Origin of the sequence: Pantoea vagans (assembly GCF_001506165.1) — a bacterium.
Lineage (GTDB): Bacteria > Pseudomonadota > Gammaproteobacteria > Enterobacterales > Enterobacteriaceae > Pantoea > Pantoea vagans_C.
Genome location: NZ_CP011427.1, coordinates 780918 through 807402, shown reverse-complemented (window position 1 = coordinate 807402; position 26485 = coordinate 780918). Strand labels below are relative to the sequence as shown.

The window sequence follows — 26485 nt, the reverse complement described above, 5'->3', positions numbered from 1 at the left end:
TCTTTTATTGCCGGCTGTCATTTGCCGAGCGCAGCATACTGCGGCTCTCGACCAGGAAACGTTGGGCGTAATCACCAAACCAATGCGCAACTCGCTCAAAGCTTTGGATAAATGCCTGCTTGTCGCCCTGCTCCAGCAAGGTAATCGCATCACCAAAGCGTTGGTAGTAGCGCTTAATCAACGCCAGATTGCTCTCCGATGACATAATAATGTCTGCGTACAACTGTGGATCCTGCGCAAACAGACGCCCCACCATCGCCAGTTCAAGACGATAGATAGGCGACGACAATGCCAATAGCTGATCCAGATTCACATTCTCTTCCGCCAGATGCAGGCCATAGGCGAAAGTGGCAAAGTGGCGCAATGCCTGAATAAAGGCCATATTCTGATCGTGTTCAACCGCACTGATACGATGCAAACGCGCGCCCCACACCTGAATCTGCTCAAGGAACCATTGGTAAGCTTCCGGCTGACGACCATCACACCAGACCACTACCTGCTTCGCGAGGCTGCCGCTATCTGGCCCAAACATCGGGTGCAGACCCAGTACAGGCCCAGCATGTGCAGCCAGCATCGCTTGTAGCGGACGGTTCTTCACCGATGCCAGATCGACCAAAATGCAGTCTTCCGGTAACTTTGGTAGCTCAGAGATAATCTGTTCAGTCAGGTGGATCGGCACACTGATCATCACCATACCCGCATCTTTGAGCAACTCCTCGGAACGATCCCAGTCACCTTTATCGAGGATGCGCACTTGATAGCCAGACAGCGTGAGCATCTTTTCAAACAGACGCCCCATCTGACCACGGCCACCCACAATAACCACTGGACGCAACGTCGGGCACAGCGTTTTAAAGCCTTTATCGTTTTCGTGCGCGTAGGATTCACGCATCAAACGACGCAAGACATCTTCGATTAGATCGGGAGACACGCCCAACGCTTCCGCTTCCTGTCGGCGTGAAGCCAACATGCTGGCTTCACGTTCTGGCACGTAAATCGGCAAGCCGTAACGGCTTTTGACTTCCCCCACCTCGGCTACCAGCTCAAGGCGTTTAGCTAAGAGCCCCAGCAAAGCTTTATCTACTTCATCAATTTGATCGCGTAGCGCGGTCAGTTCAGCCACCATGACTCATTACACCTCGTGTGACAGACGCGCCGACAGCACTCCCTGCAGATCCTGATGGATTTCACGCAGCAAGGTTTCCGTGGTTTCCCAGTTGATGCAGGCATCAGTGACAGAAACACCGTATTTCATTTCGCTACGCGGCTGTTCAGAAGACTGGTTGCCTTCATGAATGTTGCTTTCCAGCATCAGGCCAATGATGGAGCGGTTTCCATCTTTAATCTGCGCGATAGCCGATTCGGCTACGCCAGGCTGACGACGATAGTCTTTGTTAGAATTACCATGGCTGCAATCTATCATTAAGGCTGGGCGCAGTCCCGCTTTCAGCATCTCTTTTTCACACTGCGCAACATCTTCTGGGCCGTAGTTTGGCGCTTTACCACCGCGCAGAATCACGTGACCATCCGGGTTACCCTGGGTTTGCAGCAGGCAAACCTGACCCGCCTGGTTGATGCCCACGAAGCGGTGTGGCATCGCAGCAGCTCGCATCGCATTAATCGCAGTACCCAAGCTGCCATCTGTGCCGTTTTTGAAACCAACAGGCATTGACAGACCAGAAGCCATTTCACGGTGTGTCTGAGATTCAGTGGTACGCGCACCAATAGCAGACCAGCTGAATAGATCGCCGAGATATTGTGGGCTGTTAGGATCCAGCGCTTCCGTTGCCAGCGGCAAGCCCATTTCCACCAGGTTGACCAGCAGCTGACGCGCAATGTGTAGCCCGGCTTCCATATCAAACGAGTTGTTCATGTAAGGATCGTTGATTAACCCTTTCCAGCCGACGGTGGTACGAGGTTTTTCAAAATAAACACGCATAACGATGTACAGCTGATCCTTCAACTGTGCAGAAAGAGTTTGTAACTGACGAGCATACTCGAGCGCTGCTTCGGTATCGTGAATCGAACAAGGGCCACAGACCACCAGCAAGCGCGGATCGCGCCCGGCAATAATATCGGCAATGGTCTGGCGAGAAGCGGCAATTTGCGCTTCCTGCGCCGCAGTGAGCGGGAACTTCGCTTTCAGCTCTTGCGGGGTAATTAAAATTTGTTCGTCGGCGATATGCACATTGTTCAGCGCGTCTTTCTGCATGATAGCGATCCTTTTTACTCGTTTATGCGGTTTTTGGATCCTCACTGAGGATGGCGCTTACTTTACCACAAAATGTATAGGTTGCAATCCACGAGTGTACAGTTTTATTACCATGCAAATTACGACATGCGAAATTTAAAAACAAAAACTCTATAAAACAATAATTTAAATATAAATCACCAAAAGAGCATGACTACTTAAACGTACCAATTTGTTTACACTTGGTAATTTGAAAAGAAATGCCTTATGCGGACAGATCCACTAACATTCTGTATTTGGTTAACTTTTTAGGGATCATTCAGTGGCCACTTCCAACGTTGCGTTACGCCCCTTTGTCTTGCAGGATGCCGCAGCCTTTACCGAGGCCGTTAATCAATCGCTGAACAGCCTGAAGCCGTGGATGGCGTGGGCACATGAAGATTATCGTGCAGAAGAAGCCACAAGTTGGATCAATTTCACCCACATGCAGCGTGATAAAGGCGAAGCGGAGGAGTTTGCCATCGTTGATGGGGAGGGCCGTCTGCTTGGCGGTGCGGGTATTCGTTTCGCACAGCAACCCGGGGATTTCAACGCCATTGGCTATTGGGTGCGGAGTGATGCACAACGGCTAGGTGTCGCGACGCGAGCAGTTGCACTGTTAGTCAACTTTGGCTTCCAGCATCTGGATATTCCGTTGCTGGAAATTGTCGCAGCAGAAGAGAACCACGCCAGCCGAGCGGTTGCCTTGCGCAGTGGATTCGAGTTTATCGATTACCGCTATGGTTTAATCGTGCTCGACAGTGGGCCGGTGAACTCGGCGATTTATCACCTGAAACGCCCATAAAAAAAAGGGGCTGACCCGTAGGCCAACCCCTTGTTTGCTATTAACTTTGAGATGTCGCTTACGCGCCAAGACGCTCTTTGATACGAGCTGACTTACCGGTGCGCTCACGCAGGTAGTACAGTTTGGCTTTACGCACAGCACCACGACGTTTGACAGAGATGCTGTCAATTACCGGAGAGTGAGTCTGGAAGACACGCTCAACGCCTTCGCCGTTTGAAATCTTACGAACAGTGAATGCAGAATGCAGACCGCGGTTACGAATAGCGATAACCACGCCCTCGAATGCCTGCAGACGCTTCTTGGAACCTTCAACGACCCATACTTTCACTTCCACGGAATCACCCGGACGGAATGAAGGTACGTCCTGCTTCATCTGCTCTTGTTCAAGTTGCTTGATAATGTTGCTCATAATTAAATCTCTATATCCTGGGTAAACTGATAGTCAGGGAAGATTACTCTTCCACCTGATCGTTTTGTTGCTGCTGATGTTCCCGTTGGAACTCATTTAGCAACCGTGCTTGCTCTTCAGTCAGAGCCAGGTTTTCCAGAAGTTCAGGTCTTCTTAGCCAGGTACGGCCTAGCGACTGTTTCAGGCGCCAACGGCGAATATCAGCGTGATTGCCCGACAGTAAAACTGACGGAACCTCCATGCCTTCTAACACTTCAGGTCGGGTATAGTGTGGGCAATCCAGCAAACCATCCGAGAACGAATCCTCATCGGCTGACGCTTGTTTCCCCAATACGCCGGGTATAAACCGGGCAACTGAGTCAATCAATGTCATTGCGGGTAGCTCACCACCGCTGAGAACGTAATCACCGATTGACCATTCTTCATCAATCTCAGTGTGAATCACGCGCTCATCAATCCCTTCATAACGACCGCATACCAGAATCAACTTCTGATTGGTCGCCAGTTCGCAAACGCCTTGTTGGTCAAGTTTGCGACCCTGAGGTGAAAGATAAATCACCTTAGCGCCATCTCCCGCCGCTGCTTTCGCTGCGTGGATAGCATCCCGTAAGGGTTGCACCATCATCAACATCCCCGGTCCGCCGCCGTAAGGACGATCGTCCACGGTACGGTGCCGGTCATGCGTGAAGTCACGAGGACTCCAGCTTTCAATGTTGAGCAGGCCATTTTTTACTGCCCGGCCAGTTACCCCGTACTCGGTAATAGCGCGAAACATCTCTGGAAACAGGCTAATAACACCAATCCACATCGCGTTCGCCGTTACGTTACCGGATTGTCCGGAGATCAAAAACCAGGATCCCAATCTACTTCAATAGTGCCAGTAGAGAGATCGACTTTCTTGATAACCTGTTCATCAAGAAACGGAATTAACCGCTCTTGTGCACCGAATGCATCTTTCAGGTTTGCCTTAACGACGAGCACGTCGTTCGAGCCGGTTTCCATCATATCAATGACTTTTCCCATCTCGTAGCCGTCGAGGTTCACTACTTTGCAACCCATAAGGTCTTTCCAGTAGTAATCACCTGCTTCCAGCGCTGGCAGCTGCGTGGAGTCAACCTGAATTTCGCAATTGGTTAACTGGGCCGCAGCGTCCCGATCGTCAATGCCTTTGACTTTGATGATCAGGTCCTGATTGTGGTGCTTCCAACCTTCCAGTTCAACATGCTGCCATTTACCGGCGCGCTGAATAAACCAGGGTTGGTAGTCGAAGATACTTTCAGCGTCTTCAGTGGAGGAAAACACTTTGAGCCAACCCCGAATCCCGTAAGCGGCACCCATTTTACCCAATACAATTGGATTAACGGGAAGCTGTGCGGCAGGTTTAATGCTCATGCTCACCACCGTGACAGATTAAGCTGCTTTCTTTGCTTCTTTGATCAGCGCGTTAACGCGATCAGAAAGCGTTGCGCCCTGGCCAACCCAGTGCTCAATACGGTCCATATCCAGACGCAGACCTTCAGCCTGACCAGAAGCGATCGGGTTGAAGAAACCTACGCGCTCGATGAAACGACCATTACGCGCATTGCGGCTGTCAGTAACGACGACCTGATAGAACGGACGCTTTTTCGCGCCGTGACGTGCCAAACGAATTGTAACCATAACATCCTCATTAGTTAATAAAGCGCTCGGGCTCCATCGAGGGATGGAACCCGAGCGCAATATAAAAAGCCCGAAAATTTTACTCATTTTGGCGAAAAAAGCAACCTGAGAGTGTCAATTATCTGGCTGTTAGCCGGTCGCCTTAGCGGCCGGGGAATCCAGGCGGCATCATGCCTTTCATGCCACGCATCATTTTGGCCATGCCTCCCTTCTTCATTTTCTTCATCATGCGCTGCATGTCGTCGAACTGTTTCAGTAAACGGTTGACGTCCTGCACCTGCATGCCAGAACCGGTTGCGATGCGGCGCTTGCGTGAGCCTTTGATGATTTCAGGCTTCTGCCGCTCTTTGGTGGTCATCGAATTAATGATGGCCTCCATACGCACCAGCACTTTGTCATCCATCTGCGACTTCACGTTGTCTGGCAACTGGCCCATGCCCGGCAGTTTACCCATCAGGCTTGCCATGCCGCCCATGTTGCGCATTTGCTTCAACTGCTCAAGGAAATCGTTGAGATCGAATCCATCGCCGGTCTTCAGTTTCTTCGCCAGTTTTTCCGCTTGCTCACGGTCAACTTTGCTTTCGATATCTTCGATCAGCGACAGTACGTCGCCCATACCGAGAATGCGTGAGGCGATACGATCTGGATAAAACGCTTCCAGAGCTTCGGTCTTCTCACCCATACCCATGAATTTAATCGGCTTGCCGGTAATATGACGAATCGACAGTGCCGCACCACCGCGGGCATCACCATCCACTTTAGTCAGAATCACACCGGTTAATGGCAGCGCTTCGTTGAAGGCCTTCGCCGTGTTCGCGGCATCCTGGCCGGTCATGGCATCGACCACAAACAGGGTTTCCACCGGGTTGATCGCGGCGTGCACCTGTTTGATTTCGTCCATCATGGCTTCATCGACGTGCAAACGGCCGGCGGTATCCACCAGCAGCACATCGTAGAATTTCAATTTGGCTTCTTTCAGCGCGTTCTGCACGATATCGACCGGTTTCTGACTCAGGTCAGAAGGACAGAAATCGACACCGACTTGTTCCGCCAGGGTTTCCAGCTGTTTGATCGCCGCAGGGCGATACACGTCAGCAGAGACAACCAGCACTTTCTTCTTGTGCTTCTCGCGCAGGAATTTACCTAACTTCGCTACGCTAGTGGTTTTACCCGCACCTTGCAGACCGGCCATCAGCACCACGGCTGGCGGCTGAGCATTCAGGTTCAGCGCATTATTTTCGGCACCCATTGCCGCAACCAACTCGTTGCGCACAATTTTGATGAACTCCTGACCCGGTGTCAGGCTTTTGTTGACATCCTGCCCGACCGCGGCTTCTTTAACGCGGTTGATAAACTCACGCACCACCGGCAGCGCAACGTCAGCTTCCAGCAATGCCATGCGCACTTCGCGCAGGGTGTCTTTAATGTTGTCTTCGGTCAGCCTTCCGCGGCCGCTGATGTTGCGCAGGGATTGCGACAAACGATCGGTTAAATTATCAAACATGCTCTCTCACTTAGGACCGTAGCGAGGCCGCCTGGGCGGCACAATGCGGCGGATTATAGCACGAAGCTACAGCGATCTCTGCAATTGACCTTGAGATCGTTTGGAGCCTGATGCGGCTGGCGCTATACTGGTTTTTTCCTTATCTGACCGACACCTGAAAGGATCTATGTTCGTTTTCGCGATTGTGGCGCTGTTCGCCTACTCCCTCAGCCTTGCATTGATCATTCCCAGCCTGCTGAAACGCAACGGTGGCTGGCGGCGTTTTGCCGTGCTTTCAGCCTGCGTGGCATTGATTGCCCATGCTGTAGCGCTGCAACAACGTATTTTTGCCGTCGATAACGGACAAAATCTCAGTCTGCTGAACATTGGTTCATTGGTCAGTCTGCTGATTTGCGCCATCATGACCATCGTGGCGTCGCGTAACCGCGGCTGGCTGTTGCTGCCGATTGTTTACGGCTTTGCGCTGATCAATCTGGCTTTCGCCACCTTTGTACCGAATGCCTTTATTACCCATCTGGAAACCACGCCAGGCATGATGATTCACATCGGCCTGTCGCTGTTTGCCTATGCAACGCTGATTATTGCCGCACTGTATGCGCTGCAGCTGGCGTGGATCGACTATCAATTAAAAAATAAGAAACTGGCTTTCACTCAGGATATGCCGCCGCTGTTGAGCATCGAACGTAAGATGTTCCACATCACGCAAATTGGTGTGGTGTTGCTGACGCTGGTTCTGTGCACCGGTTTGTTCTTTATGCACAACCTGTTTAGCGCGGAAAATGTCGACAAGGCTGTCCTTTCTATCATTGCCTGGTTTGTCTATATCGTTCTGCTCTGGGGACACTATCACGAAGGCTGGCGCGGACGCCGTGTCGTCTGGTTCAACTGCGGCGGTGCGCTGCTGCTGACCATGGCCTACTTCGGCAGCCGCGTGCTGCAGCATCTGCTCACTTCTCACTAAAGGAATTTTTGCGTTGGAACATGTTTCAACCACCACGCTGATCATTACGCTGGTCATCATGGTGCTGGTCTCTGCGTATTTCTCCGGTTCAGAGACCGGCATGATGACGCTCAACCGTTACAAACTGCGTCACAAAGCCAAAAGCGGAAACCGTGCCGCTCGTCGCGTTGAAAAGCTTTTGCGTCGTCCAGACCGCCTGATAAGTCTGGTGCTGATTGGCAATAACCTCGTCAATATTCTCGCTTCCGCATTAGGTACCATTGTCGGGATGCGTCTGTATGGCGATGCGGGCGTGGCGATTGCCACCGGTATTCTGACCTTCGTAGTGTTGGTGTTTGCCGAAGTCTTGCCGAAAACCATCGCCGCCCTGTATCCGGAAAAAGTGGCCTACCCCAGCAGTGTGCTGCTGGCGCCGTTGCAATATGTGATGTTGCCATTGGTGTGGCTGCTTAACACCATCACCCGCATTCTGATGCGTATGGTCGGGATTAAAACGGAAGGTTCTATCAGCTCGGCGCTGAGTAAAGAAGAGCTGCGCACCATTGTGTACGAGTCACGTTCGCTGATGTCGCGCCGTAACCAGGACATGCTGCTCTCCGTGCTGGATCTGGAAAAAGTCAGCGTTGACGACATCATGGTGCCGCGCAATGAGATCGTCGGTATCAACGTCAATGACGACTGGAAATCGATTGTTCGTCAGCTCAGCAACTCGCCACACGGTCGTATCGTGCTGTTCCGCGATTCGCTGGACGACTGTGTTGGCATGCTGCGCGTGCGTGAAGCCTGGCGCATGATGACCGAGAAGAAAGAGTTTAATAAAGATCGTCTGCTGCGCGCCGCCGATGAAATCTACTATGTGCCAGAAGGAACGCCGCTCAATGTGCAGTTGGTCAAATTCCAGCGCAATAAGAAGAAAGTCGGTTTAGTAGTGGATGAGTATGGTGACATCAAAGGTCTGGTGACTATCGAAGATATTCTGGAAGAGATTGTCGGCGACTTCACCACCTCAATGTCCCCATCCCTGGCAGAAGAAGTGATGCCGCAGAATGACGGTTCCGTACTGATTGAAGGCAGCGCCAACGTGCGTGAAATCAATAAAGCCTTCAACTGGACACTCCCTGAAGATGAGGCGCGCACCATTAACGGCATGTTACTGGAAGCGCTGGAAGAGATTCCGCAGGTGGCGACTCGCGTCAAAATCGACAAATACGACGTTGATATTCTCGATGTGCAGGACAACATGGTGAAGCAAGTACGCATTACCCCACACCATCCGTTAAAATCGTCCATTGGTTCCTGAAGCCAAAAAAAACGCCGCGATCATCGCGGCGTTTTTATCAGTATCAGGCAACAACTAGATGTGCAGCTCTTTTAGCTTCTCTGCTGGCAGCTTCAGATCTTCATTGCGGTTCACGCCAATGTCATGCGCCAACACGTTACGTGCAATCTGTTGCGCTTCATCCAGTGAGTGCAGCTTGTAGCTACCACACTGATATTCGTTCAATTCTGGAATCTGGCTCTGCTCTTTCACCTTCAGAACGTCTTCCATCGCCCCTTTCCAGGCTTTGGCCACACGCTGCTCATCAGGTTCACCAATCAGGCTCATGTAAAAGCCCGTGCGGCAGCCCATCGGGGAAATATCCACAATTTCCACACCGTCACCGTTAAGGTGGTTACGCATGAATCCTGCAAACAGGTGCTCCAGCGTGTGGATGCCGCGCTCAGTCAGAATATCGATATTCGGACGGCAGAAACGCAGATCAAAGACGGTGATGGTATCGCCATGCGGAGTGTTCATGGTTTTTGCAACGCGCACGGCAGGTGCACCCATGATGGTGTGATCAACAGTAAAACTATCCAGTAGTGGCATACGTCACCTCCTGTTTTGAGAATTTTTTTAAAACGATGAAACTTTTCCGTTCGCCCAACGTCTGAATATATGAAAGACGCGCATTTGTTATCATCATCCCTGACAACAGAGATGTTTATTTCGGCCACAGTGATGTGGCCATTTTCTTTTTTAGCCTTCGCGACCCGCCAGATAGCTCTCGAAATCCAGCGTATCACTCTGTTCTAATTTCTTCTGCGACTGCACCGACTCCAACGCCTGACGACTAAAGTCATCTTCCGTCAAAATCTCTAATGGCTCTTCACACAGCAGATGACGATACTGTTCAGCTAACGCCACACCTGCTCCGGTTAAACCATTTTCTTTGATCGCATGAAGAATGCGCGCCGAATAGGTTAGCTCAGGATCATCAAACGATGCTACCAGTTGATCGCAAACCTGTTGATATTGCGTGCTGCCGTGATTGCTGTCGAGCACTTCCGCCACACGACTCAGGTCTGCAAACAGCGCTTTGCCCACGTCCACCAACGGATGTTCTGTGTCGCTACAACCAACACCAATCACCTGGCCAGGCTTACGCCCTTCCATCACCACGCGATTCCAGTTCTTACGGCTACACAGCAATTCGTCGGAGCTCATCTCCGGCGCATCCGCCAACGTACACCAAATCAAGAACAGATCAAGGAAACGCGCCTGGTTGGCGTCGACTCCAATCGCGGAGAACGGGTTGATATCTAACGATCGCACTTCGATATATTCGATCCCGCCGCGCAGCAGTGCATCAGAAGGCGCTTCGCCAGAACGGGTGACACGTTTAGGACGAATCGGTGCATACAGCTCGTTTTCAATCTGCAACACGTTGGTATTCAACTGTAGCCAGTTGCCATCCGCGTCTTTAGTGCCCATGGCGGCATACTCTTCCGACGGCGTTTTGATCGCTGCTTTCAGCGCAGCAACATAACCGTCGAGGGAGTTAAAGGTGATACCCAAACCGCTTTGCGATTTGTTGGTATACCCCAGGTCGCTCAAACGCAGCGAGGTGGCATACGGCAGCCATAGCGTACCTTTACCGTCGGTTTCAAACGGCAATTTGCTTTCACGTCCCTGCAGGAAGGAAGAGCAGATCGCCGGTGATGAACCAAACAGATATGGGATCACCCAGCCAAAACGATAGTAGTTGCGGATCAAACGCAGATAGCCGGCAGAGATCGTCTCTTTGCCACTCTCGGCATCTTTGACATCCGCCCACTCTTGCCAGAATGACAACGGCAACGAGAAGTTGTAATGCACGCCAGAAATAATCTGCATCAGCGCGCTATAGCGATTTTTCAGGCCCTGACGATACAGGGTTTTCATTTTGCCGATGTTGGAGCTGCCGTATTGAGCCAGCTCAATACTCTCCACATCTTCGACGTAGCCCGGCATACTGAACGGCCACATCCGCTCCTGCCCCAACTCACGCGCCACATGGCGGTGAATGTCACGCAGGAAAGCCAGCGATCGATCAATGCTCTGATCGACAGGCGTGATGAATTCCAACAGCGTTTCAGCAAAATCGGTGGTGATCCAATCATGCTTAAGCGCTGAACCGAGCGATTCAGGATGTCCGGTGGTTGCCAGGTGACCATTCGGATTGACGCGCAATGTTTCGCGTTCAATGCCACGGCCGATACCCTTCAACGCGTCGGGATGCGCTTCCAACCAAGAGAGCGCTTTAGATACGTCCGGGATCACATTAACCTCCCGCTGTGCGAATAATTTATTTTTGTTCAGCATAATGTTAACCGTAGCCTCGAATCTGTGCGAATCAATGCCACCATTGCATTGTTTGTAATGTGGCAGTCGCGATAACGATATAACGCAGCGTTTTACCAATGGCGAGGAACAGCACCGCTGGTAGCCAGGCAAAGCGCAACCACCCTGCTAACACGCAAAGCAGGTCGCCCACTACCGGCAGCCAGCTAAAAAGTAGCGCTGCAGGTCCCAATCGATGTAACCACGTCATTGCTGTGTCGTGCCATCGCCCCTGCCCTTTTGGCGGCATAAGACGACCAAGAAGAATGTTGGTCAGGCCACCCAGGGTGTTTCCCACTGATGCAGCCAATAACAATCCGTAGACCGACCCCTTTTGGGCGATCAGCAAAGCAACCAGCACAGCCTCTGAGCTTCCCGGAAGCAGGGTCGCGCTTAGAAAGCTACTGCCGAATAACGATCCATAAGTCAGAAACTCATTCACAGTAAGCGGACATCAACCACATCCATGCCCGCGGCTTGTGCCGCCTGAACGCCAAAGTCAGCATCTTCAAACACCACACAACGTTCAGGCGCTACGCCCATTAACTCGGCGCAGCGTAAAAAGGTATCGGGTTGCGGTTTATGACGTTGAACATCATCAGCGCCTACCACAGCATCAAACAGATGGTAAACGCCTAATGCTTCAAGCAGCGCTTTCGCCAGGCTGTGTTCGCTGCCGGTGCCCACCGCCATAGGACGACGGCCATGATAGGCCTTTACCACCTCCATGAGCGGCAAAGGACGCACGTCATCGAGTAACATCGCCTTCAACGCCACCGTTTTCTCTGCGGCCAGCAGATGAGGGTCCTGCGTGGCATTGTTGTGCTCAAGAATGTACTGCGCCAGTTGCCAGGTCGGTGCGCCATTGAATGCCACCATTTTTTCTTCATCCATGGTGAATCCATAGCGGCTCAGCACCTGCTGCCAGGCTTTTCGATGTGTCGGCTCAGTGTCCAGAATCGTGCCGTCCATATCGAAAATCAGGGCGTCATATTGGTCGTACATTGTCACTCCATCGAGTACCACTAAATGAGCCATTACTTTAGCGTAATGCGCTTAGGTTGTCGCCAGGTGTGCTTAACAGCAAATGCTTTGAAAGCATTAGCATTTTTTGTTTTCGGAAAAAGGTCAGGATGCGATGCCGGGGATAAATGGCGGTTAAATCAGGGATTTTTGTTGGTGCTGTAGATTACGGAGAAGAATTCAGAAAGCAGGCGTTGAATATTTTACAGAGAATATGGTGCATCCAGGAGGATGACTCGGCTTTCTCCTCGCCCTTAGGGCCGTTGCTGAAGCAACGTTATCCTCTTTAGTGCGGTCTGAACGTCAATCACGTCTTGACACACTGAGGCAGTTTCCACATTCGAGAATATGGTGCATCCAGGAGGATTCGAACCTCCGACCGCTCGGTTCGTAGCCGAGTACTCTATCCAGCTGAGCTATGGATGCATTAGGGGTCTAACTGATATTACTGATGAAACATACTGAGAGAAGTATGAATAAAACAGAATGGTGCATCCAGGAGGATTCGAACCTCCGACCGCTCGGTTCGTAGCCGAGTACTCTATCCAGCTGAGCTATGGATGCATTGAGATATTTTCTTACGATGGAATTACTGCAATCAACCTGGGAATGATACGAAGAATGGTGCATCCAGGAGGATTCGAACCTCCGACCGCTCGGTTCGTAGCCGAGTACTCTATCCAGCTGAGCTATGGATGCATTGAAATAATTCTTGTATAACGCAGGGTGCTAACAACTCACCATGAAAGGAACTGCTCGTTCACTCTTACTTCATCTTTCCGAATGGTGCATCCAGGAGGATTCGAACCTCCGACCGCTCGGTTCGTAGCCGAGTACTCTATCCAGCTGAGCTATGGATGCATCGGAAATGGCGGTGAGGCGGGGATTCGAACCCCGGATGCAGCTTTTGACCGCATACTCCCTTAGCAGGGGAGCGCCTTCAGCCTCTCGGCCACCTCACCTTACGCTTTCTTACTGCCTGTGCTTTTGAACTTTGTTTCTGCTCATCGGCACTGCGTGGCGCACATATTACTTTCCCGCACTTATAAGTCAAACAATTTTTCCCGACTTTTTCTTGATAACTGTTTGTTTGCACAAATGACGCGCAATTAGGGTGTTTTGCCAACAAAAAGATTGATTTATCAACAGCGAAAGCGCGCTGCAGTTAACAAAATGGGAAGAAAGAAATTGAGAACAAAGGGGGAATAAAAGAGGTGGAAGTGAAGAAAAGCGGTAGCGCCTCGCACGATGGCGAGGCGCTGAATCCGTTAGTAACTCGTTTGCTGAGTTTTTTCGGCCTGAATGCGCTGATAGATCTCTTCGCGATGCACCGAAACTTCTTTAGGCGCGTTGACGCCAATACGTACCTGGTTACCTTTGACACCCAGCACCGTTACAGTCACCTCATCGCCAATCATGAGGGTTTCACCAACTCGACGAGTTAGAATAAGCATTCTTTGCTCCTTGAAAGATTAAAAGAGTCGGGCCTGTTCGATCTCCCGGCCATATCCATCATATAACGCTGAACAATGCCTATGACAAATACACCATTGTGCATCGCCACGCCAATACATTCTGCTGATAGTTAGTTTAGCCGAAATACACCACATCAACCGGACTTTGTCATTTACGGGTGCACATCGCGATAAAAAGCGCCAGTACTCGGGGTGCTGGCGCTCTTCACGATGCTTCGCTTTATTTCGTTACAGTCGGTTACTCACCCAGTCCGGCACGCCAGCCAGCGCCCCAGCCAGCGCCTGAGGATTGGTGCCCCCAGCCTGAGCCATATCTGGACGCCCACCGCCTTTACCCCCGACCTGTGCAGCCAGTTCGCCCACCAACTCACCCGCCTTAACACGATCGGTCAGGTCTTTTGTGACGCCAGCAATCAGCGAAACTTTACCTTCTGCGACGGTAGCCAGCACAATGATGGCAGAACCCAGCTGATTCTTCAGATCGTCCATCATGATGCGCAGCATTTTCGGTTCGACATTGCTGAGCTCACTGACCAGCAGCTTCGTCCCTTTCACATCCACGGCTTTGCTGCTTAGTGATGCACTTTCCTGCGCAGCTTGCTGATCACGCAGCTGTTGCAGCTCTTTCTCAAGCGCACGCACGTTATCAACCAGACCGCGAACTTTTTCATTCAGATTACTGCTGTTGGCTTTCACCACATTAGCAATATCAGACAACTGGTCACTCTGCGCATGTAGCTGTGCAATCGCACCCTCACCGGTCAGCGCTTCGATGCGACGAACGCCTGCAGCGGTACCTGACTCAGATTGGATACGGAACAAGCCGATATCACCGGTACGTGCCGCGTGTGTACCACCACACAACTCGACGGAGAATTCACCCATGCTCACTACACGAACACGCTGCTCATACTTCTCGCCAAACAGCGCTGTTGCACCGCGCGTTTTCGCCTCATCCAGATCCATAACATCGGTCTGAATCAGCAGGTTGCGGCGAATCTGCGTGTTAACAATATCCTCAACAGCACGAATCTGCTCAGGCTTCATCGCTTCAGTATGCGAGAAATCGAAACGCAGATATTTGTCGTTATTCAGTGAGCCTTTCTGCCCAACATGATCGCCTAACACTTCACGCAACGCGGAATGCATCAGGTGGGTTGCTGAGTGGTTCAGAATGATGCGAGCACGACGCTCTTCATCCACCTGCGCATTTAAGCGATCGCCCACGCGCAATTGACCTTGTTTCAGCTTACCGATATGACCGAAGGCTTTGCCATACTTCTGGGTATCCTGGACGCTAAATTCAGCATTCTGCCCAGCGAGGACACCGGTGTCGCCCACTTGGCCGCCGGATTCACCATAGAATGGCGTTTCGTTCAGAATCACTACCGCATCCTGACCTGCAGTGATTTCTTCAACCTGTTGGCCGTCAACGAACAACGCCTGTACGGTCGCGTCCAACTGCAGTTGATCATAGCCTTTGAACTCGGTGGCCGTATCAAAACGGATAACGCTGTTGTAGTCGGCACCAAAGCCACTGGCTTCACGCGCACGCTGGCGCTGCTGTTCCATGGCAGTTTCAAAACCGGCTTCATCAATCTTCAGATTGCGCTCGCGGCAAACGTCTGCGGTTAAGTCTGCAGGGAAACCAAAGGTGTCATACAGACGGAACACGGTTTCGCCATCCAGCGTATCACCTTGCAGCTTGGCCAGCTCGTCATCCAGCAATGCCAGACCACGTTCCAGCGTCTTAGCAAACTGCTCTTCTTCATTTTTCAGCGCATTTTCAACGTGCTTCTGCTGGCGTTTCAGGTCTTCACCTGCATCACCCATCACGTCAATCAGTGGCGCAACCAGTTTATAGAAGAAGGCTTCTTTGGCGCCTAACATGTTGCCGTGACGCACCGCGCGACGAATGATACGACGCAACACGTAGCCACGGTTTTCATTAGATGGGATCACACCATCAGCAATCAGGAAAGCACAGGAACGAATATGGTCGGCGATAACGCGCAGCGATTTGTTATTCAGATCTGTTGCACCTGTTACCTGCGCAACAGATTTAATCAGCTTGGCAAACAGATCGATTTCATAGTTGGAGTTAACGTGCTGCAGTACCGCGGCGATACGTTCCAGACCCATGCCGGTGTCCACTGACGGTTTTGGCAAGGGTTGCATGGTGCCGTCAGCCTGACGGTTGAACTGCATGAAGACGATGTTCCAGATCTCAATATAGCGATCGCCATCCTCTTCCGGGCTGCCCGGAGGACCGCCCCAGATATGATCGCCATGATCGTAGAAAATTTCGGTGCACGGGCCGCATGGACCGGTATCACCCATCTGCCAGAAGTTATCAGAAGCGTAGGCACTGCCTTTATTATCGCCAATGCGAATAATACGTTCGCGCGGTACGCCGACGTCGTTAGCCCAGATTTCAAAGGCTTCATCGTCGGTTTCGTAAACGGTCACCCACAGACGATCTTTTGGCAGCTTGAACCACTGCTCACCCGTCAGCAGTTCCCAGGCATAAGCAATCGCTTCTTTCTTGAAGTAATCGCCAAAGCTGAAATTGCCCAACATTTCAAAGAAGGTATGGTGACGTGCAGTGTAACCTACGTTCTCCAGGTCATTGTGCTTGCCACCGGCACGTACACAACGCTGAGACGTGGTCGCGCGTGCATAGTCGCGCTTATCCTGACCGAGGAAAACGTCTTTAAACTGCACCATCCCGGCGTTGGTAAACAGTAACGTCGGGTCGTTGTTCGGTACGAGGGAGCTGCTGGCTACAACCTGATGTCCCTTGCTATGAAAAAAGTCGAGAAACGCTTGACGGATCTCAGCAGTGCTCTTGCTCATATAATTCCTGGAATCACGCTAACGAACGTTCCCTTTCGCTGGCAAACTGCAACTGCAGGCTCACCGCTGATTGAGGAACAAAAAGTGGGAATAAGATAAATTTTCTTCAGTGGGAAGTAAAATCCCATTGCCTTTCAGCTGTCAAAATTTCTGAAAACGGCCTGAATATCTTCCATCATAAAGCCTTTTGACATCAAAAAGCGCTGTACTTTGCCCTTCTCAGCCCAGGTTTGCGGTAATGGATCACCGAACTTACGCTTGGCCAGATCGGCTGCACATTGGCTCCAGTCGATTTCGGTAGCAAATAATGCCTGGTCGATCTCCTCGCGACTGATGCCTTTTTGCTGTAGTTCCATGCGTACACGCTGTGGCCCATAGCCTTTACGGGCACGGCTCTGAATAAAGCGTTCGGTAAAGCGTTGGTCGTTGAGCCAACCGCTCTCCTGACACCAATCGAGCACTTTCTCCAGCAACTCATCGGCGATGGGCACATGATCCTGTTGTTGCATATATGCCGCGCGTTGTGAAGAGAGCTGCAGCTTGCGTTTCAGTTCGTCACGGCTATGGTCGCGTTGCGCCAATATACGCATTGCGCGATCCAGTAAACGAGAGAATGTCGGCTCAGATGCCGCAGGAGATGATGATGGCATATGTCTTACCTTGGTTTATCTGTGGCGCAGGGTAAAGCAAGAAGGAGTCGAGGGGAAGCACAAGCGGGGAAAAGCAAAACGGGAGCATGGCTGCTCCCGTCGGTATGTTAGAAATCTTCGTTGGTTTCGCTGGCTTCTTCGTAATCCCCTGTCGGGATGTCCGCAGCACCCGCGTCTGCTGTGGCACCGGTCAGCAGCAAATCACGCAGCTTTTTGTCGATCTCGTTGGCAATCGCTGGATTCTCTTTCAGGAAGTTAGTCGAGTTTGCTTTACCTTGACCAATCTTCTCACCGTTGTAGCTGTACCATGCACCGGCTTTCTCAACCAGCTTGTGTTTTACGCCGAGGTCAACCAACTCACCAAAGGTGTTGATGCCTTCGCCGTACATGATCTGGAATTCAGCCTGCTTAAAGGGTGCAGCAATTTTATTCTTCACCACTTTCACACGGGTTTCGCTCCCCACCACTTCATCGCCCTCTTTGATCGCACCGATACGGCGGATATCAAGACGAACAGAAGCATAGAATTTCAGCGCGTTACCACCGGTGGTGGTTTCTGGGTTACCGAACATCACACCAATCTTCATACGAATCTGGTTGATGAAGATCAGTAACGTATTGGATTGTTTCAGGTTACCGGCCAGTTTACGCATCGCCTGGCTCATCATACGAGCTGCCAGACCCATGTGCGAATCACCGATTTCGCCTTCGATTTCAGCTTTTGGCGTCAATGCAGCAACGGAGTCAACAATGATGACGTCTACTGCACCCGAGCGTGCCAGCGCATCACAGATTTCCAGCGCCTGCTCACCGGTATCCGGCTGTGAACACAGCAGGTTATCGATATCTACGCCCAGTTTCTTGGCGTACACCGGGTCAAGGGCGTGCTCGGCATCAATAAAGGCACAGGTTTTACCTTTGCGCTGTGCCGCGGCAATAACCTGCAGCGTCAGCGTGGTTTTACCGGAAGATTCTGGTCCATAAATCTCAACGATACGGCCCATTGGCAAACCGCCGGCACCCAATGCGATATCGAGTGAAAGTGAACCGGTTGAGATGGTTTCAACATCCATCGAGCGGTCTTCACCCAGGCGCATGATCGAGCCTTTACCAAATTGTTTCTCAATCTGGCCCAGCGCGGCTGCTAAAGCTTTCTGTTTGTTCTCGTCAATCGCCATTTCCACTCCTAATCATGCTGGGTAAGCCGACATCATTGTGTGCCTGCTCGTTCTGTTGCCGGTAATTATACTGTATGACCATACAGTATCAAGTTTAATTTGTCAGAAATTCATCAAGCAGCGTTTGCAGTGCCCAGCAGACGGACTGACGGCGCACTGCATCTCGGTCTCCGGAAAAGTTCTGCCGCTGCGTCAGTACGCGGCCATCCGGCCCTGCAATCGCAAACCAAACCGTGCCCACTGGCTTCTCCTCCGAGCCGCCATCTGGTCCGGCAATACCACTGACGGCGATGCCATATTCAGCAGCGGCCGCATTGCAGGCCCCTCGCGCCATTTCGCGTACCGTTTGCTCGCTCACCGCGCCAAACTGTGCCAGCGTAGTGGCTTGCACCGCCACCATCTGTTGTTTGGCTTCATTGCTGTAAGTCACAAAGCCACGCTCAAACCAGGCAGAGCTACCGCTAATGTCAGTAAAGACTTTGGCAATCCAGCCACCGGTACAAGATTCCGCGGCTGTTACTGTTGCCTGGCGCGCTTTTAGCTGTTCACCAATGCGCTGGCTCAACTGCTGTAACTGTTGGTCGTTCATCGCCCTCTCCTGTTATGGCGCTTCACGTTAGCAATAAATGGTGTGGCAGGAAGCTCTTTTCAACCACTACCACGCCATTTTACAGCGAAGATCTCAGCTTGCTCAGCGCGTTTTCACCGCAACCATAAACAATCGCGGGAACGCCAGCAAAACCTGGCCGTTACTGCGAGCGGGATAGGCAGGAATTAACGCTTGATGATAGTCATCAAGAAAATCTGCCTGTTGTTTTTCATCCAGCCCGGCGAGGAAAGGACGCAAACCGGTCGCTTTTAGCCAGGTGATAATGCCTTGCGCATCGGCCATCGGGTGGTAATAGGTCGTGCGCCAAATATCCACCCGGCAACCTGCATCTCCCAGCAAATCAAAGTAGTTTTCGGTCGACAACAGGCGTTTCCGATCTGCCGCCTGAGGAGAAATGAGATCCTGCCAGCGTTCGCGGGCGGCAACCTCACGCATAAAGCGGTGTGACGGCTCTTCCAGGTTGTCTGGCATCTGTACGGCTAATGCTCCGCCAACATCCAGTTGATTAACCAGGTGCGGCAGCAGCGTCTGATGGTCAGTCAGCCATTGCAGAGAAGCATTGGCATAAATGACCTGCTGAGGCTGTGCGGCCTCCCAGGTGCGAATATCCGCCTGCAAAAAAGTGCTGGAGGGCAGACGCGCCTGCGCCTGTTCCAGCATTGCAGCGGAACTATCGATGCCCGTGATCTGCGCATCCGGCCATTTCTGCGCCAGCAGTTCAGTGCTATTGCCGGGGCCACAACCGAGGTCGGTGGCATAATGCACGTGAATATCAGGGATACGATCTAACAGTTCACGCGCGGGACGCGTGCGCTCCGATTCAAATTGGCGGTACAGCTGTGGATTCCAGTCTTGCATGTCAACGCTCCTGTCAGGCTGAAGTGCCTCACACTAGCTTTATTTCCGTTGAGAACACGAAGAGAAAAGTGCGATGTCTCACCTTTTTACGTTTTAGCACTGGTACAAATAGTTCAGGCCCCCTAAGTTAAAACAATGTTTCATTTTTAATTAAAGGAGAGCGCTATGGCTGCACAACCTGAACTCGCGGGCGTCTGGTGTCCGTCAGTGACCCCTTTTGATCAACACAATAAACTGGATATTGATGCGTTAGGCCGCCACTTCGCGCGTCTGAGCACATCGGGAATTGACACCCTGCTGCTGATGGGCAGCATCGGTGAATTTGCTTCACTGACCCAACAGGAAAGGCTCCAGCTGATTCGCGAGGCTCGCTCGCTGTCTCCACTGAGCATGGTGGCGAATGTCTCCAGTACCTGCATTCCCGATATGTTACAACTGGCCGAGGCAGCCTGGCAAAACGGCTATGATGCCGTGATGGTATTGCCGCCCTACTATTATGGCCAGACGCCAAAGCAGCTGCTGAGTTACTTTAAATCGCTGGATAAACAGTTGGGTGGCAAGTGGTTTGCCTATAATTTTCCAGCCCGAACCGGCTGTGATCTGACACCGGCGTTAGTGGCAGAGTTAGCCTCAGAGCTGCCGCAGTTTATCGGTATTAAAGACACAATGGATTGCTTGTCTCATAACCGGGCATTAATTGAAGAAACTAAAAAGGTGCGCAGTGATTTCACCGTACTGTCGGGTTATGACGAATATTTGCTGCCTAATCTTCTGGCAGGCGGCGCAGGTGTGATCTCCGGGCTGAACAATATCGTGCCGGAGTTATTTGCTGAGGCGATGCAAGCCTGGCGCGCGGGGGAGTTAAATAAACTGACGCAGATCCAGCAACGTATCGGAGAACTGATGGCGATTTACACCATTGGCGATGACTTCGTGACCACCATCAAAACCGCAGTCGCCCGCAAGTTTGATTCAATGAGCAGTCACTCACGCAATTTTGGCGGTGAACTGACGGCTGAGCAATGTGAAGCTATCGATCGTTTACTGATGTGAGTGCTGAACAGGACGGCCATCTGCCGTCCTGCCATTAATTCTTTTTCACGAATTCTGATTTGAGCTTCATTGGACCAAAACCATCAATCTTGCAATCGATGTTGTGGTCGCCCTCGACGAGGCGAATGCTTTTGACTTTGGTGCCAATCTTCAGCGGTGAAGAACTGCCTTTCACTTTGAGATCTTTCACCACGGTCACACTGTCGCCATCAGCCAGTAGATTGCCATTGGCATCGCGTACCACTAAGCCTTCCGCAGCAGCATCAGAGGACATGGACCAGATATGGCCACAGGATGGGCAATTCAGGTTGTCACCATCTTGCCAGGTATAATCAGCCTGACACGCTGGGCAGACAGGTAAAGTCGTCATAATTGTTCCTTGGAAATAAGCATGCAGTGAAGATGGCACCGCAAAAGGGGCGCCATCTTATACCCTTACACTTTACAAGGACAGCATTAAAACATATTGCCCTGCCGCGCTTTTGCTACCGCTTCGCCCAGTTGCCACACGGCCATTGCATAGTGCGTACTGTGGTTGTAACGCGTAATGACATAGAAGTTTGGCAGACCGAACCAGTATTGATAGCTGGTACCGAGATCGAGGCGCAGCAGACTAGCCTGATTATTGCCATCCAACGATCCCTGCGGTATCAGGCCGCTTGCCATCAATGTGTTCACCGGATAAAGGGTTTTGAAGCCATTTTCCAACGCAGGTGCCTGGCCACTGGCCGGAACAGCAACATTCTGACCGGCACGCCAGCCGTGCTCTTTAAAGTAGTTCGCAACGCTGCCGATGGCATCTACCGGGTCCCACAGATTAATGTGACCATCACCATTGAAGTCGACCGCATACTGTTTATAAGAAGATGGCATAAACTGGCCATACCCCATTGCACCGGCAAATGAGCCACGCAGATCCAGCGGATCATCCTGCTCCGTGCGCGCCATCAGCAGGAAGGTTTCCAGCTCGCTACTGAAATAGGCCGCGCGGCGAGGATAGCTAAAGGATAAGGTGGCCAGCGCATCCAGCAAACGCGTTTTACCCATCACCCGGCCCCAACGCGTTTCGACCCCAATGATCCCCACAATGATTTCAGGTGGCACACCATAAACCTGCTTGGCACGCTGTAATGCGTCCTGATATTGATTCCAGAACGCCACTCCATTCTGCACATTATCCGGCGTGATGAATTTGTTGCGATAACGGATCCAGGCGCCGTTTGGCCCGGTCGGTGGCGTATAGCTCGGTGCCTGTTGGTCCATCAGGCGCAGCACATAGTCGAGACGCTTCGCCTGGCCAATCACGGCATGCAACTGGTCACGGTTGAAACCGTGTTTTGCCACCATTTGATCAATAAACTGCTCAGCCGCCGGATTGCCAGCAAAATCGCCAAACATCGGCTGAACGGCGTGTGAAGGTTCCAGTAAAAAACCACCTTTTGGTGCAGGCACAACGGCGGATTGCTGCTGGGGTGCAGGCTTACTACTACAGGCAGCAAGCAAGGCAATAAGCGGAAGAAAAGCAACCTTAAAACGCATTAGATATCCATAAGCCAGATGAAACCGGAAGCCCACATGGTAATCGTTCAGCCATGCGGGATACAGAGCAATATCTTAAATTTACGCTGCTTTCCGCCCATTTCAGTGGGTTGCAACATAAATTTGCGAAACCGCTCTGCACTTTCGCTTTATCTCCCGATTTTGCTTTTTATCCCTTAGCGCAATTTGTTAAGGTCGGCAGCCAGAAACCGTTGCTTGCTGATGAAGGCGACCGGGCAAAAATGCTAGTATCTGCGCTTTGGTTGTCCGCCCACCGGACAACGCGTTACCCTGGCTGACATGACTCAGCTGCCAACATCAAAAGAGTTAATTTTGAGTGAAAACGAGATGAAAGGAGCAGCGCAAATGGACTTTACTGGCCACACGCCCATGATGCAGCAATATCTGCGCCTGAAGGCCGACCATCCCGAGATCCTGCTGTTCTATCGGATGGGCGATTTCTACGAGCTGTTCTATGACGATGCCAAACGCGCATCGCAGCTACTGGAGATCTCACTCACTAAACGCGGTGCATCAGCGGGTGAACCTATCCCCATGGCCGGCGTACCCTACCATGCTGTCGAAGGTTATCTGGCAAAGCTGGTTCAACTCGGTGAGTCCGTGGCGATCTGTGAGCAGATTGGCGATCCGGCACTGAGCAAAGGCCCGGTTGAGCGTAAAGTGGTACGTATTGTCACGCCAGGCACCATCAGTGATGAAGCGTTGTTGCAGGAGCGCCAGGACAATCTGTTGGCAGCCATCTTCCAGAGCCCACGCGGCTTTGGCTATGCCACGCTGGATATCAGTTCAGGGCGTTTTCGCCTGAGTGAACCCGCAGATCAGGAGACCATGGCCGCTGAACTGCAGCGTACCAACCCGGCCGAATTGCTCTACCCAGAAGATTTCCAGACCATGATGCTGATTGATCAACGTCGTGGCCTGCGCCGTCGCCCTCTGTGGGAATATGAGATTGATACCGCTCGTCAGCAGTTGAATCTGCAATTTGGTACACGCGATCTCAGCGGTTTTGGTGTTGAGCAGGCGCATCTGGCGCTGCGCGCAGCGGGCTGTTTGCTGCAGTATGTAAAAGACACCCAGCGCACGGCTTTGCCACACATCCGCTCGGCCAGTATGGAACGCCAGCAGGATAGCGTGATCATGGATGCCGCCACACGTCGTAATCTCGAGATTACCCAGAACCTGGCAGGCGGCATCGAAAATACGCTGGCGGCAGTGTTAGATAAAACCGTTACCCCCATGGGCAGCCGTATGCTGAAGCGCTGGCTGCATATGCCGCTACGGGATGTCACCACGATTAGCCGCCGTCAGGAGTCGATCGCAGAACTGCAATCACTGAGCCAGGAACTGCAGCCGGTGTTGCGTCAGGTGGGTGACCTGGAGCGTATTCTGGCGCGTCTGGCACTTCGTACCGCCCGTCCACGTGATTTGGCCCGCATGCGCCATGCATTCCAGCAACTTCCCGAACTCAACCAGCTGCTTGAGGGCGTTGAATCGACGCAACTCGCGATGCTGCGTAATCAGATGGGGGATTTTGCTGAGCTTCGCGAATTGCTCGAACAGGCTGTAATTGAATCACCGCCAGTGCTGGTGCGTGACGGTGGCGTAATCGCGCCCGGTTACAATGCCGAGCTGGATGAGTGGCGTGCGCTGGCGGATGGTGCCACTGATTATCTTGATCGTCTTGAGATTCGGGAACGTGAAAAACTGGGGCTGGATACGCTGAAAGTCGGCTTCAATGCTATTCATGGCTATTACATCCAGGTCAGCCGCGGTCAAAGTCACCAGGTACCGATTCACTATGTGCGCCGCCAGACATTGAAAAATGCCGAGCGTTACATCATTCCTGAACTGAAAGAGTATGAAGACAAAGTCCTCACTTCAAAAGGAAAAGCGCTGGCGCTGGAAAAAGGGCTTTATGAGGAATTACTGGATCGCTTAATGCCGCATCTGGAAGCACTGCAACTCAGCGCTGCAGCGTTGGCAGAGTTGGATGTGTTGGCGAACCTGGCAGAACGCGCATGGACACTCAATTACTGCCGCCCGGTGTTGCAGGAAAAAGCTGGCATTCGTATTACCGCTGGACGTCATCCGGTGGTAGAACAGGTGCTCAAAGAGCCGTTCATCGCCAACCCATTATCGTTATCGGCCCAGCGTCGCATGTTGATCATTACCGGCCCGAATATGGGCGGTAAAAGTACCTACATGCGTCAAACTGCCTTGATCGCCCTAATGGCGTGGATTGGCAGCTATGTGCCTGCTGAAGAAACCGTGATTGGCCCAATTGACCGCATCTTCACCCGCGTCGGTGCTGCCGATGACCTGGCTTCTGGGCGTTCCACCTTTATGGTAGAGATGACAGAAACCGCCAATATCTTGCATAACGCCACTGAAAACAGTCTGGTGTTGATGGACGAAATTGGGCGCGGCACCTCTACTTATGATGGCCTCTCGCTGGCGTGGGCCTGTGCAGAAAGCCTGGCGAATCGCATCAAAGCGATGACGCTGTTTGCCACACATTATTTCGAACTCACCACGTTACCGGAGAAAATGGAAGGCGTGGTCAACGTCCATCTGGATGCGGTGGAGCACGGCGATACCATTGCCTTTATGCACAGCGTGCAAGATGGCGCAGCCAGTAAAAGTTACGGTTTGGCCGTTGCTGCATTGGCCGGTGTGCCAAAAGACGTGATTAAACGTGCGCGCAATAAACTGAAAGAGCTGGAAGCGTTGTCCGGTCACTCGGCAGCTTCTACGGTGGAAGGGTCGCAGATGCAGTTGTTGGTCGCCGAGACATCACCTGCTGTGGATGCACTCGAAGCGTTGGATCCCGATAGCCTGACACCGAAACAGGCATTGGAGTGGATCTACCGTCTCAAGACCCTGGTCTAGTGGATAGCGGGTTTCGGCAGGCTATGACGCCGCTAACCCGCCTAATCGCCTGCCAACTAACGCGCATAAAAAAACGGTGACCCAAGGGTCACCGTTTTTATTACCGGTTACGGCTTATTCACGAAACAGTGCTTCAATGTTGAGGCCCTGAGTCTGCAAGATTTCACGCAGACGACGCAGACCTTCAACCTGAATCTGACGGACACGCTCACGGGTCAACCCGATTTCACGGCCTACATCTTCCAGCGTCGCCGCTTCATAGCCTAACAGGCCGAAACGACGTGCCAGCACTTCACGCTGCTTAGCATTCAATTCAAACAACCACTTAACGATGCTTTGTTTCATATCATCGTCCTGCGTGGTGTCTTCTGGACCGTTGTCTTTCTCATCGGCCAGGATATCCAGCAGCGCTTTTTCGGAATCTCCACCCAGCGGTGTGTCAACCGAGGTAATACGCTCATTGAGACGCAGCATACGGCTTACGTCATCAACCGGCTTGTCTAACTGCTCAGCAATCTCTTCTGCACTCGGCTCATGATCAAGCTTGTGCGAAAGTTCACGCGCGGTACGCAGGTAAACATTTAACTCTTTAACGATGTGGATCGGCAGACGGATGGTACGGGTTTGATTCATGATCGCCCGTTCAATAGTCTGACGAATCCACCAGGTGGCGTATGTCGAGAAACGGAACCCACGTTCTGGGTCAAACTTCTCCACGGCACGGATGAGGCCGAGATTACCCTCTTCAATCAGATCCAGCAGCGCCAGACCACGATTGCTATAACGACGGGCAATCTTCACCACCAGGCGTAAATTACTTTCTATCATGCGGCGGCGAGAAGGAATGTCACCTCGCAATGCACGACGAGCGAAGAACACTTCTTCTTCCGCCGTTAACAAAGGAGAGTAACCAATCTCACCGAGGTAAAGCTGCGTCGCATCCAAAACGCGTTGCGTCGCACCCTGTGACAACAGCTCTTCTTCAGCTACTTCGCTATCACCAGGTTCGTTCTCAACGAGAGCCTTCTCATCAAAAACCTCAGCTCCGTTCTCCTCGAATTCCGCATCTTCATGTAACTCGTTAACTTTCAGCGTATTCTGGTTCATAAGCGGCTCCTACCC

General features: G+C 51.9%; 25 protein-coding genes and 5 tRNA genes. 5 read left to right on the top strand and 25 right to left on the bottom strand.

Translation table 11 applies throughout. The annotated features are described in order from the left end of the window. Nucleotides 1-4 precede the first annotated feature (4 nt). Together tyrA and LK04_RS03675 are read right to left on the bottom strand one after the other, a co-directional pair. Nucleotides 5-1126, bottom strand: coding sequence for a bifunctional chorismate mutase/prephenate dehydrogenase (tyrA, locus tag LK04_RS03680; RefSeq protein ID WP_039330816.1), 1122 nt, complete (start codon nt 1124-1126; stop codon nt 5-7). Nucleotides 1127-1132: 6 nt separating this feature from the next. Next, nucleotides 1133-2212: a 3-deoxy-7-phosphoheptulonate synthase gene (locus LK04_RS03675; protein WP_039330814.1), complete on the bottom strand. Its 1080-nt coding sequence runs from the start codon at nt 2210-2212 to the stop codon at nt 1133-1135. A gap of 301 nt (nt 2213-2513) precedes the next feature. On the opposite strand from LK04_RS03675, the gene LK04_RS03670 reads away from it, so the two are divergent. Next, nucleotides 2514-3035 (top strand): GNAT family N-acetyltransferase, encoded by a 522-nt coding sequence (locus tag LK04_RS03670; protein ID WP_039330812.1) that lies wholly within the window; start codon nt 2514-2516, stop codon nt 3033-3035. Nucleotides 3036-3093: 58 nt separating this feature from the next. Here LK04_RS03670 and rplS read toward each other — a convergent pair whose 3' ends face one another. The 5 genes from rplS to ffh form a co-directional block, all read right to left on the bottom strand. After that, entirely contained in the window at nt 3094-3444 is a 351-nt protein-coding gene (rplS, locus tag LK04_RS03665; RefSeq protein WP_034822234.1) for a 50S ribosomal protein L19, read from the bottom strand. A gap of 43 nt (nt 3445-3487) precedes the next feature. Beyond that, nucleotides 3488-4252 carry a tRNA (guanosine(37)-N1)-methyltransferase TrmD gene (gene trmD / locus LK04_RS03660; protein ID WP_052206034.1) on the bottom strand — a complete coding sequence of 255 codons (765 nt, stop codon included), beginning with the start codon at nt 4250-4252 and terminating at the stop codon, nt 3488-3490. A gap of 35 nt (nt 4253-4287) precedes the next feature. Beyond that, entirely contained in the window at nt 4288-4836 is a 549-nt protein-coding gene (gene rimM, locus LK04_RS03655; protein ID WP_039330810.1) for a ribosome maturation factor RimM, read from the bottom strand. A gap of 18 nt (nt 4837-4854) precedes the next feature. Beyond that, the gene (rpsP, locus tag LK04_RS03650) at nt 4855-5103 is read right to left on the bottom strand and encodes a 30S ribosomal protein S16 (RefSeq protein WP_039330808.1); all 249 of its coding nucleotides are present in this window, start codon (nt 5101-5103) and stop codon (nt 4855-4857) included. A 142-nt stretch (nt 5104-5245) separates the two neighbouring features. Further along, the gene (ffh, locus tag LK04_RS03645; RefSeq protein ID WP_039330806.1) at nt 5246-6607 is read right to left on the bottom strand and encodes a signal recognition particle protein; all 1362 of its coding nucleotides are present in this window, start codon (nt 6605-6607) and stop codon (nt 5246-5248) included. A gap of 166 nt (nt 6608-6773) precedes the next feature. Between ffh and LK04_RS03640 the strand changes: the two genes are divergently transcribed. Further along, nucleotides 6774-7568, top strand: a complete 795-nt coding sequence (locus tag LK04_RS03640) for a cytochrome C assembly family protein (protein WP_039330804.1) — start codon at nt 6774-6776, stop codon at nt 7566-7568. Nucleotides 7569-7581: 13 nt separating this feature from the next. Then, nucleotides 7582-8868, top strand: coding sequence for an HlyC/CorC family transporter (locus LK04_RS03635; protein WP_039330802.1), 1287 nt, complete (start codon nt 7582-7584; stop codon nt 8866-8868). Nucleotides 8869-8922: 54 nt separating this feature from the next. On the opposite strand, the gene luxS is transcribed toward LK04_RS03635, so the two are convergent. From luxS to tam, 15 genes are all read right to left on the bottom strand, one after another. Further along, nucleotides 8923-9438, bottom strand: a complete 516-nt coding sequence (gene luxS / locus LK04_RS03630) for an S-ribosylhomocysteine lyase (RefSeq protein WP_039330800.1) — start codon at nt 9436-9438, stop codon at nt 8923-8925. 150 nt (nt 9439-9588) lie between these two features. After that, on the bottom strand, nt 9589-11193 hold the full coding sequence (gshA, locus tag LK04_RS03625; protein WP_039330798.1) for a glutamate--cysteine ligase: 1605 nt from the start codon (nt 11191-11193) through the stop codon (nt 9589-9591). A gap of 31 nt (nt 11194-11224) precedes the next feature. Beyond that, a complete protein-coding gene (locus tag LK04_RS03620; RefSeq protein WP_039330796.1) occupies nt 11225-11653 on the bottom strand; it encodes a YqaA family protein in 429 nt (142 codons plus the stop codon). Then, nucleotides 11650-12216 (bottom strand): fructose-1-phosphate/6-phosphogluconate phosphatase, encoded by a 567-nt coding sequence (gene yqaB / locus LK04_RS03615; RefSeq protein ID WP_039330794.1) that lies wholly within the window; start codon nt 12214-12216, stop codon nt 11650-11652. The genes LK04_RS03620 and yqaB overlap by 4 nt, the downstream gene beginning before the upstream one ends. A gap of 367 nt (nt 12217-12583) precedes the next feature. Beyond that, nucleotides 12584-12660: transfer RNA gene (locus LK04_RS03610), tRNA-Arg, on the bottom strand. A gap of 61 nt (nt 12661-12721) precedes the next feature. Beyond that, nucleotides 12722-12798: transfer RNA gene (locus LK04_RS03605), tRNA-Arg, on the bottom strand. 58 nt (nt 12799-12856) lie between these two features. Beyond that, a tRNA-Arg gene (locus LK04_RS03600) sits at nt 12857-12933 on the bottom strand. Nucleotides 12934-13018: 85 nt separating this feature from the next. Further along, a tRNA-Arg gene (locus LK04_RS03595) sits at nt 13019-13095 on the bottom strand. A gap of 8 nt (nt 13096-13103) precedes the next feature. Next, a tRNA-Ser gene (locus LK04_RS03590) sits at nt 13104-13196 on the bottom strand. A 306-nt stretch (nt 13197-13502) separates the two neighbouring features. Continuing rightward, a complete protein-coding gene (gene csrA, locus LK04_RS03585; protein WP_004155916.1) occupies nt 13503-13688 on the bottom strand; it encodes a carbon storage regulator CsrA in 186 nt (61 codons plus the stop codon). 249 nt (nt 13689-13937) lie between these two features. Beyond that, nucleotides 13938-16565, bottom strand: a complete 2628-nt coding sequence (gene alaS / locus LK04_RS03580; protein WP_039330786.1) for an alanine--tRNA ligase — start codon at nt 16563-16565, stop codon at nt 13938-13940. Nucleotides 16566-16699: 134 nt separating this feature from the next. Continuing rightward, nucleotides 16700-17215 (bottom strand): regulatory protein RecX, encoded by a 516-nt coding sequence (locus LK04_RS03575; RefSeq protein ID WP_231568853.1) that lies wholly within the window; start codon nt 17213-17215, stop codon nt 16700-16702. Nucleotides 17216-17322: 107 nt separating this feature from the next. After that, entirely contained in the window at nt 17323-18393 is a 1071-nt protein-coding gene (gene recA / locus LK04_RS03570) for a recombinase RecA (RefSeq protein ID WP_039330782.1), read from the bottom strand. A 94-nt stretch (nt 18394-18487) separates the two neighbouring features. Next, on the bottom strand, nt 18488-18982 hold the full coding sequence (gene pncC, locus LK04_RS03565; RefSeq protein WP_039330780.1) for a nicotinamide-nucleotide amidase: 495 nt from the start codon (nt 18980-18982) through the stop codon (nt 18488-18490). 102 nt (nt 18983-19084) lie between these two features. Beyond that, entirely contained in the window at nt 19085-19861 is a 777-nt protein-coding gene (tam, locus tag LK04_RS03560; protein WP_039330779.1) for a trans-aconitate 2-methyltransferase, read from the bottom strand. 165 nt (nt 19862-20026) lie between these two features. Between tam and LK04_RS03555 the strand changes: the two genes are divergently transcribed. After that, nucleotides 20027-20914, top strand: a complete 888-nt coding sequence (locus LK04_RS03555; RefSeq protein WP_039330777.1) for a dihydrodipicolinate synthase family protein — start codon at nt 20027-20029, stop codon at nt 20912-20914. 34 nt (nt 20915-20948) lie between these two features. Here the strand turns inward: LK04_RS03555 and LK04_RS03550 are convergent, their stop codons facing one another. Then, entirely contained in the window at nt 20949-21284 is a 336-nt protein-coding gene (locus tag LK04_RS03550) for a zinc ribbon domain-containing protein YjdM (RefSeq protein WP_039330775.1), read from the bottom strand. Nucleotides 21285-21370: 86 nt separating this feature from the next. Then, on the bottom strand, nt 21371-22453 hold the full coding sequence (gene mltB / locus LK04_RS03545) for a lytic murein transglycosylase B (protein WP_039330773.1): 1083 nt from the start codon (nt 22451-22453) through the stop codon (nt 21371-21373). A gap of 348 nt (nt 22454-22801) precedes the next feature. Between mltB and mutS the strand changes: the two genes are divergently transcribed. Next, nucleotides 22802-25363 carry a DNA mismatch repair protein MutS gene (gene mutS / locus LK04_RS03535; RefSeq protein WP_418903641.1) on the top strand — a complete coding sequence of 854 codons (2562 nt, stop codon included), beginning with the start codon at nt 22802-22804 and terminating at the stop codon, nt 25361-25363. Between the two features lie 114 nt (nt 25364-25477). Here mutS and rpoS read toward each other — a convergent pair whose 3' ends face one another. Then, nucleotides 25478-26470 (bottom strand): RNA polymerase sigma factor RpoS, encoded by a 993-nt coding sequence (gene rpoS, locus LK04_RS03530; protein WP_039330767.1) that lies wholly within the window; start codon nt 26468-26470, stop codon nt 25478-25480. Between the last annotated feature and the right edge of the window lie 15 nt (nt 26471-26485).

Bases quoted from the DNA above. Each gene is read 5' to 3' on its own strand.
- tyrA (WP_039330816.1), bottom strand. From the start codon at position 1,126: ATGGTGGCTGAACTGACCGCGCTACGCGATCAAATTGATGAAGTAGAT.
- LK04_RS03675 (WP_039330814.1), bottom strand. From the start codon at position 2,212: ATGCAGAAAGACGCGCTGAACAATGTGCATATCGCCGACGAACAAATT.
- rplS (WP_034822234.1), bottom strand. From the start codon at position 3,444: ATGAGCAACATTATCAAGCAACTTGAACAAGAGCAGATGAAGCAGGAC.
- trmD (WP_052206034.1), bottom strand. From the start codon at position 4,252: ATGTGGATTGGTGTTATTAGCCTGTTTCCAGAGATGTTTCGCGCTATT.
- rimM (WP_039330810.1), bottom strand. From the start codon at position 4,836: ATGAGCATTAAACCTGCCGCACAGCTTCCCGTTAATCCAATTGTATTG.
- rpsP (WP_039330808.1), bottom strand. From the start codon at position 5,103: ATGGTTACAATTCGTTTGGCACGTCACGGCGCGAAAAAGCGTCCGTTC.
- ffh (WP_039330806.1), bottom strand. From the start codon at position 6,607: ATGTTTGATAATTTAACCGATCGTTTGTCGCAATCCCTGCGCAACATC.
- LK04_RS03640 (WP_039330804.1), top strand. From the start codon at position 6,774: ATGTTCGTTTTCGCGATTGTGGCGCTGTTCGCCTACTCCCTCAGCCTT.
- luxS (WP_039330800.1), bottom strand. From the start codon at position 9,438: ATGCCACTACTGGATAGTTTTACTGTTGATCACACCATCATGGGTGCA.
- gshA (WP_039330798.1), bottom strand. From the start codon at position 11,193: ATGCTGAACAAAAATAAATTATTCGCACAGCGGGAGGTTAATGTGATC.
- yqaB (WP_039330794.1), bottom strand. From the start codon at position 12,216: ATGTACGACCAATATGACGCCCTGATTTTCGATATGGACGGCACGATT.
- csrA (WP_004155916.1), bottom strand. From the start codon at position 13,688: ATGCTTATTCTAACTCGTCGAGTTGGTGAAACCCTCATGATTGGCGAT.
- alaS (WP_039330786.1), bottom strand. From the start codon at position 16,565: ATGAGCAAGAGCACTGCTGAGATCCGTCAAGCGTTTCTCGACTTTTTT.
- LK04_RS03575 (WP_231568853.1), bottom strand. From the start codon at position 17,215: ATGCCATCATCATCTCCTGCGGCATCTGAGCCGACATTCTCTCGTTTA.
- recA (WP_039330782.1), bottom strand. From the start codon at position 18,393: ATGGCGATTGACGAGAACAAACAGAAAGCTTTAGCAGCCGCGCTGGGC.
- pncC (WP_039330780.1), bottom strand. From the start codon at position 18,982: ATGAACGACCAACAGTTACAGCAGTTGAGCCAGCGCATTGGTGAACAG.
- tam (WP_039330779.1), bottom strand. From the start codon at position 19,861: ATGCAAGACTGGAATCCACAGCTGTACCGCCAATTTGAATCGGAGCGC.
- LK04_RS03555 (WP_039330777.1), top strand. From the start codon at position 20,027: ATGGCTGCACAACCTGAACTCGCGGGCGTCTGGTGTCCGTCAGTGACC.
- LK04_RS03550 (WP_039330775.1), bottom strand. From the start codon at position 21,284: ATGACGACTTTACCTGTCTGCCCAGCGTGTCAGGCTGATTATACCTGG.
- mltB (WP_039330773.1), bottom strand. From the start codon at position 22,453: ATGCGTTTTAAGGTTGCTTTTCTTCCGCTTATTGCCTTGCTTGCTGCC.
- mutS (WP_418903641.1), top strand. From the start codon at position 22,802: ATGAAAGGAGCAGCGCAAATGGACTTTACTGGCCACACGCCCATGATG.
- rpoS (WP_039330767.1), bottom strand. From the start codon at position 26,470: ATGAACCAGAATACGCTGAAAGTTAACGAGTTACATGAAGATGCGGAA.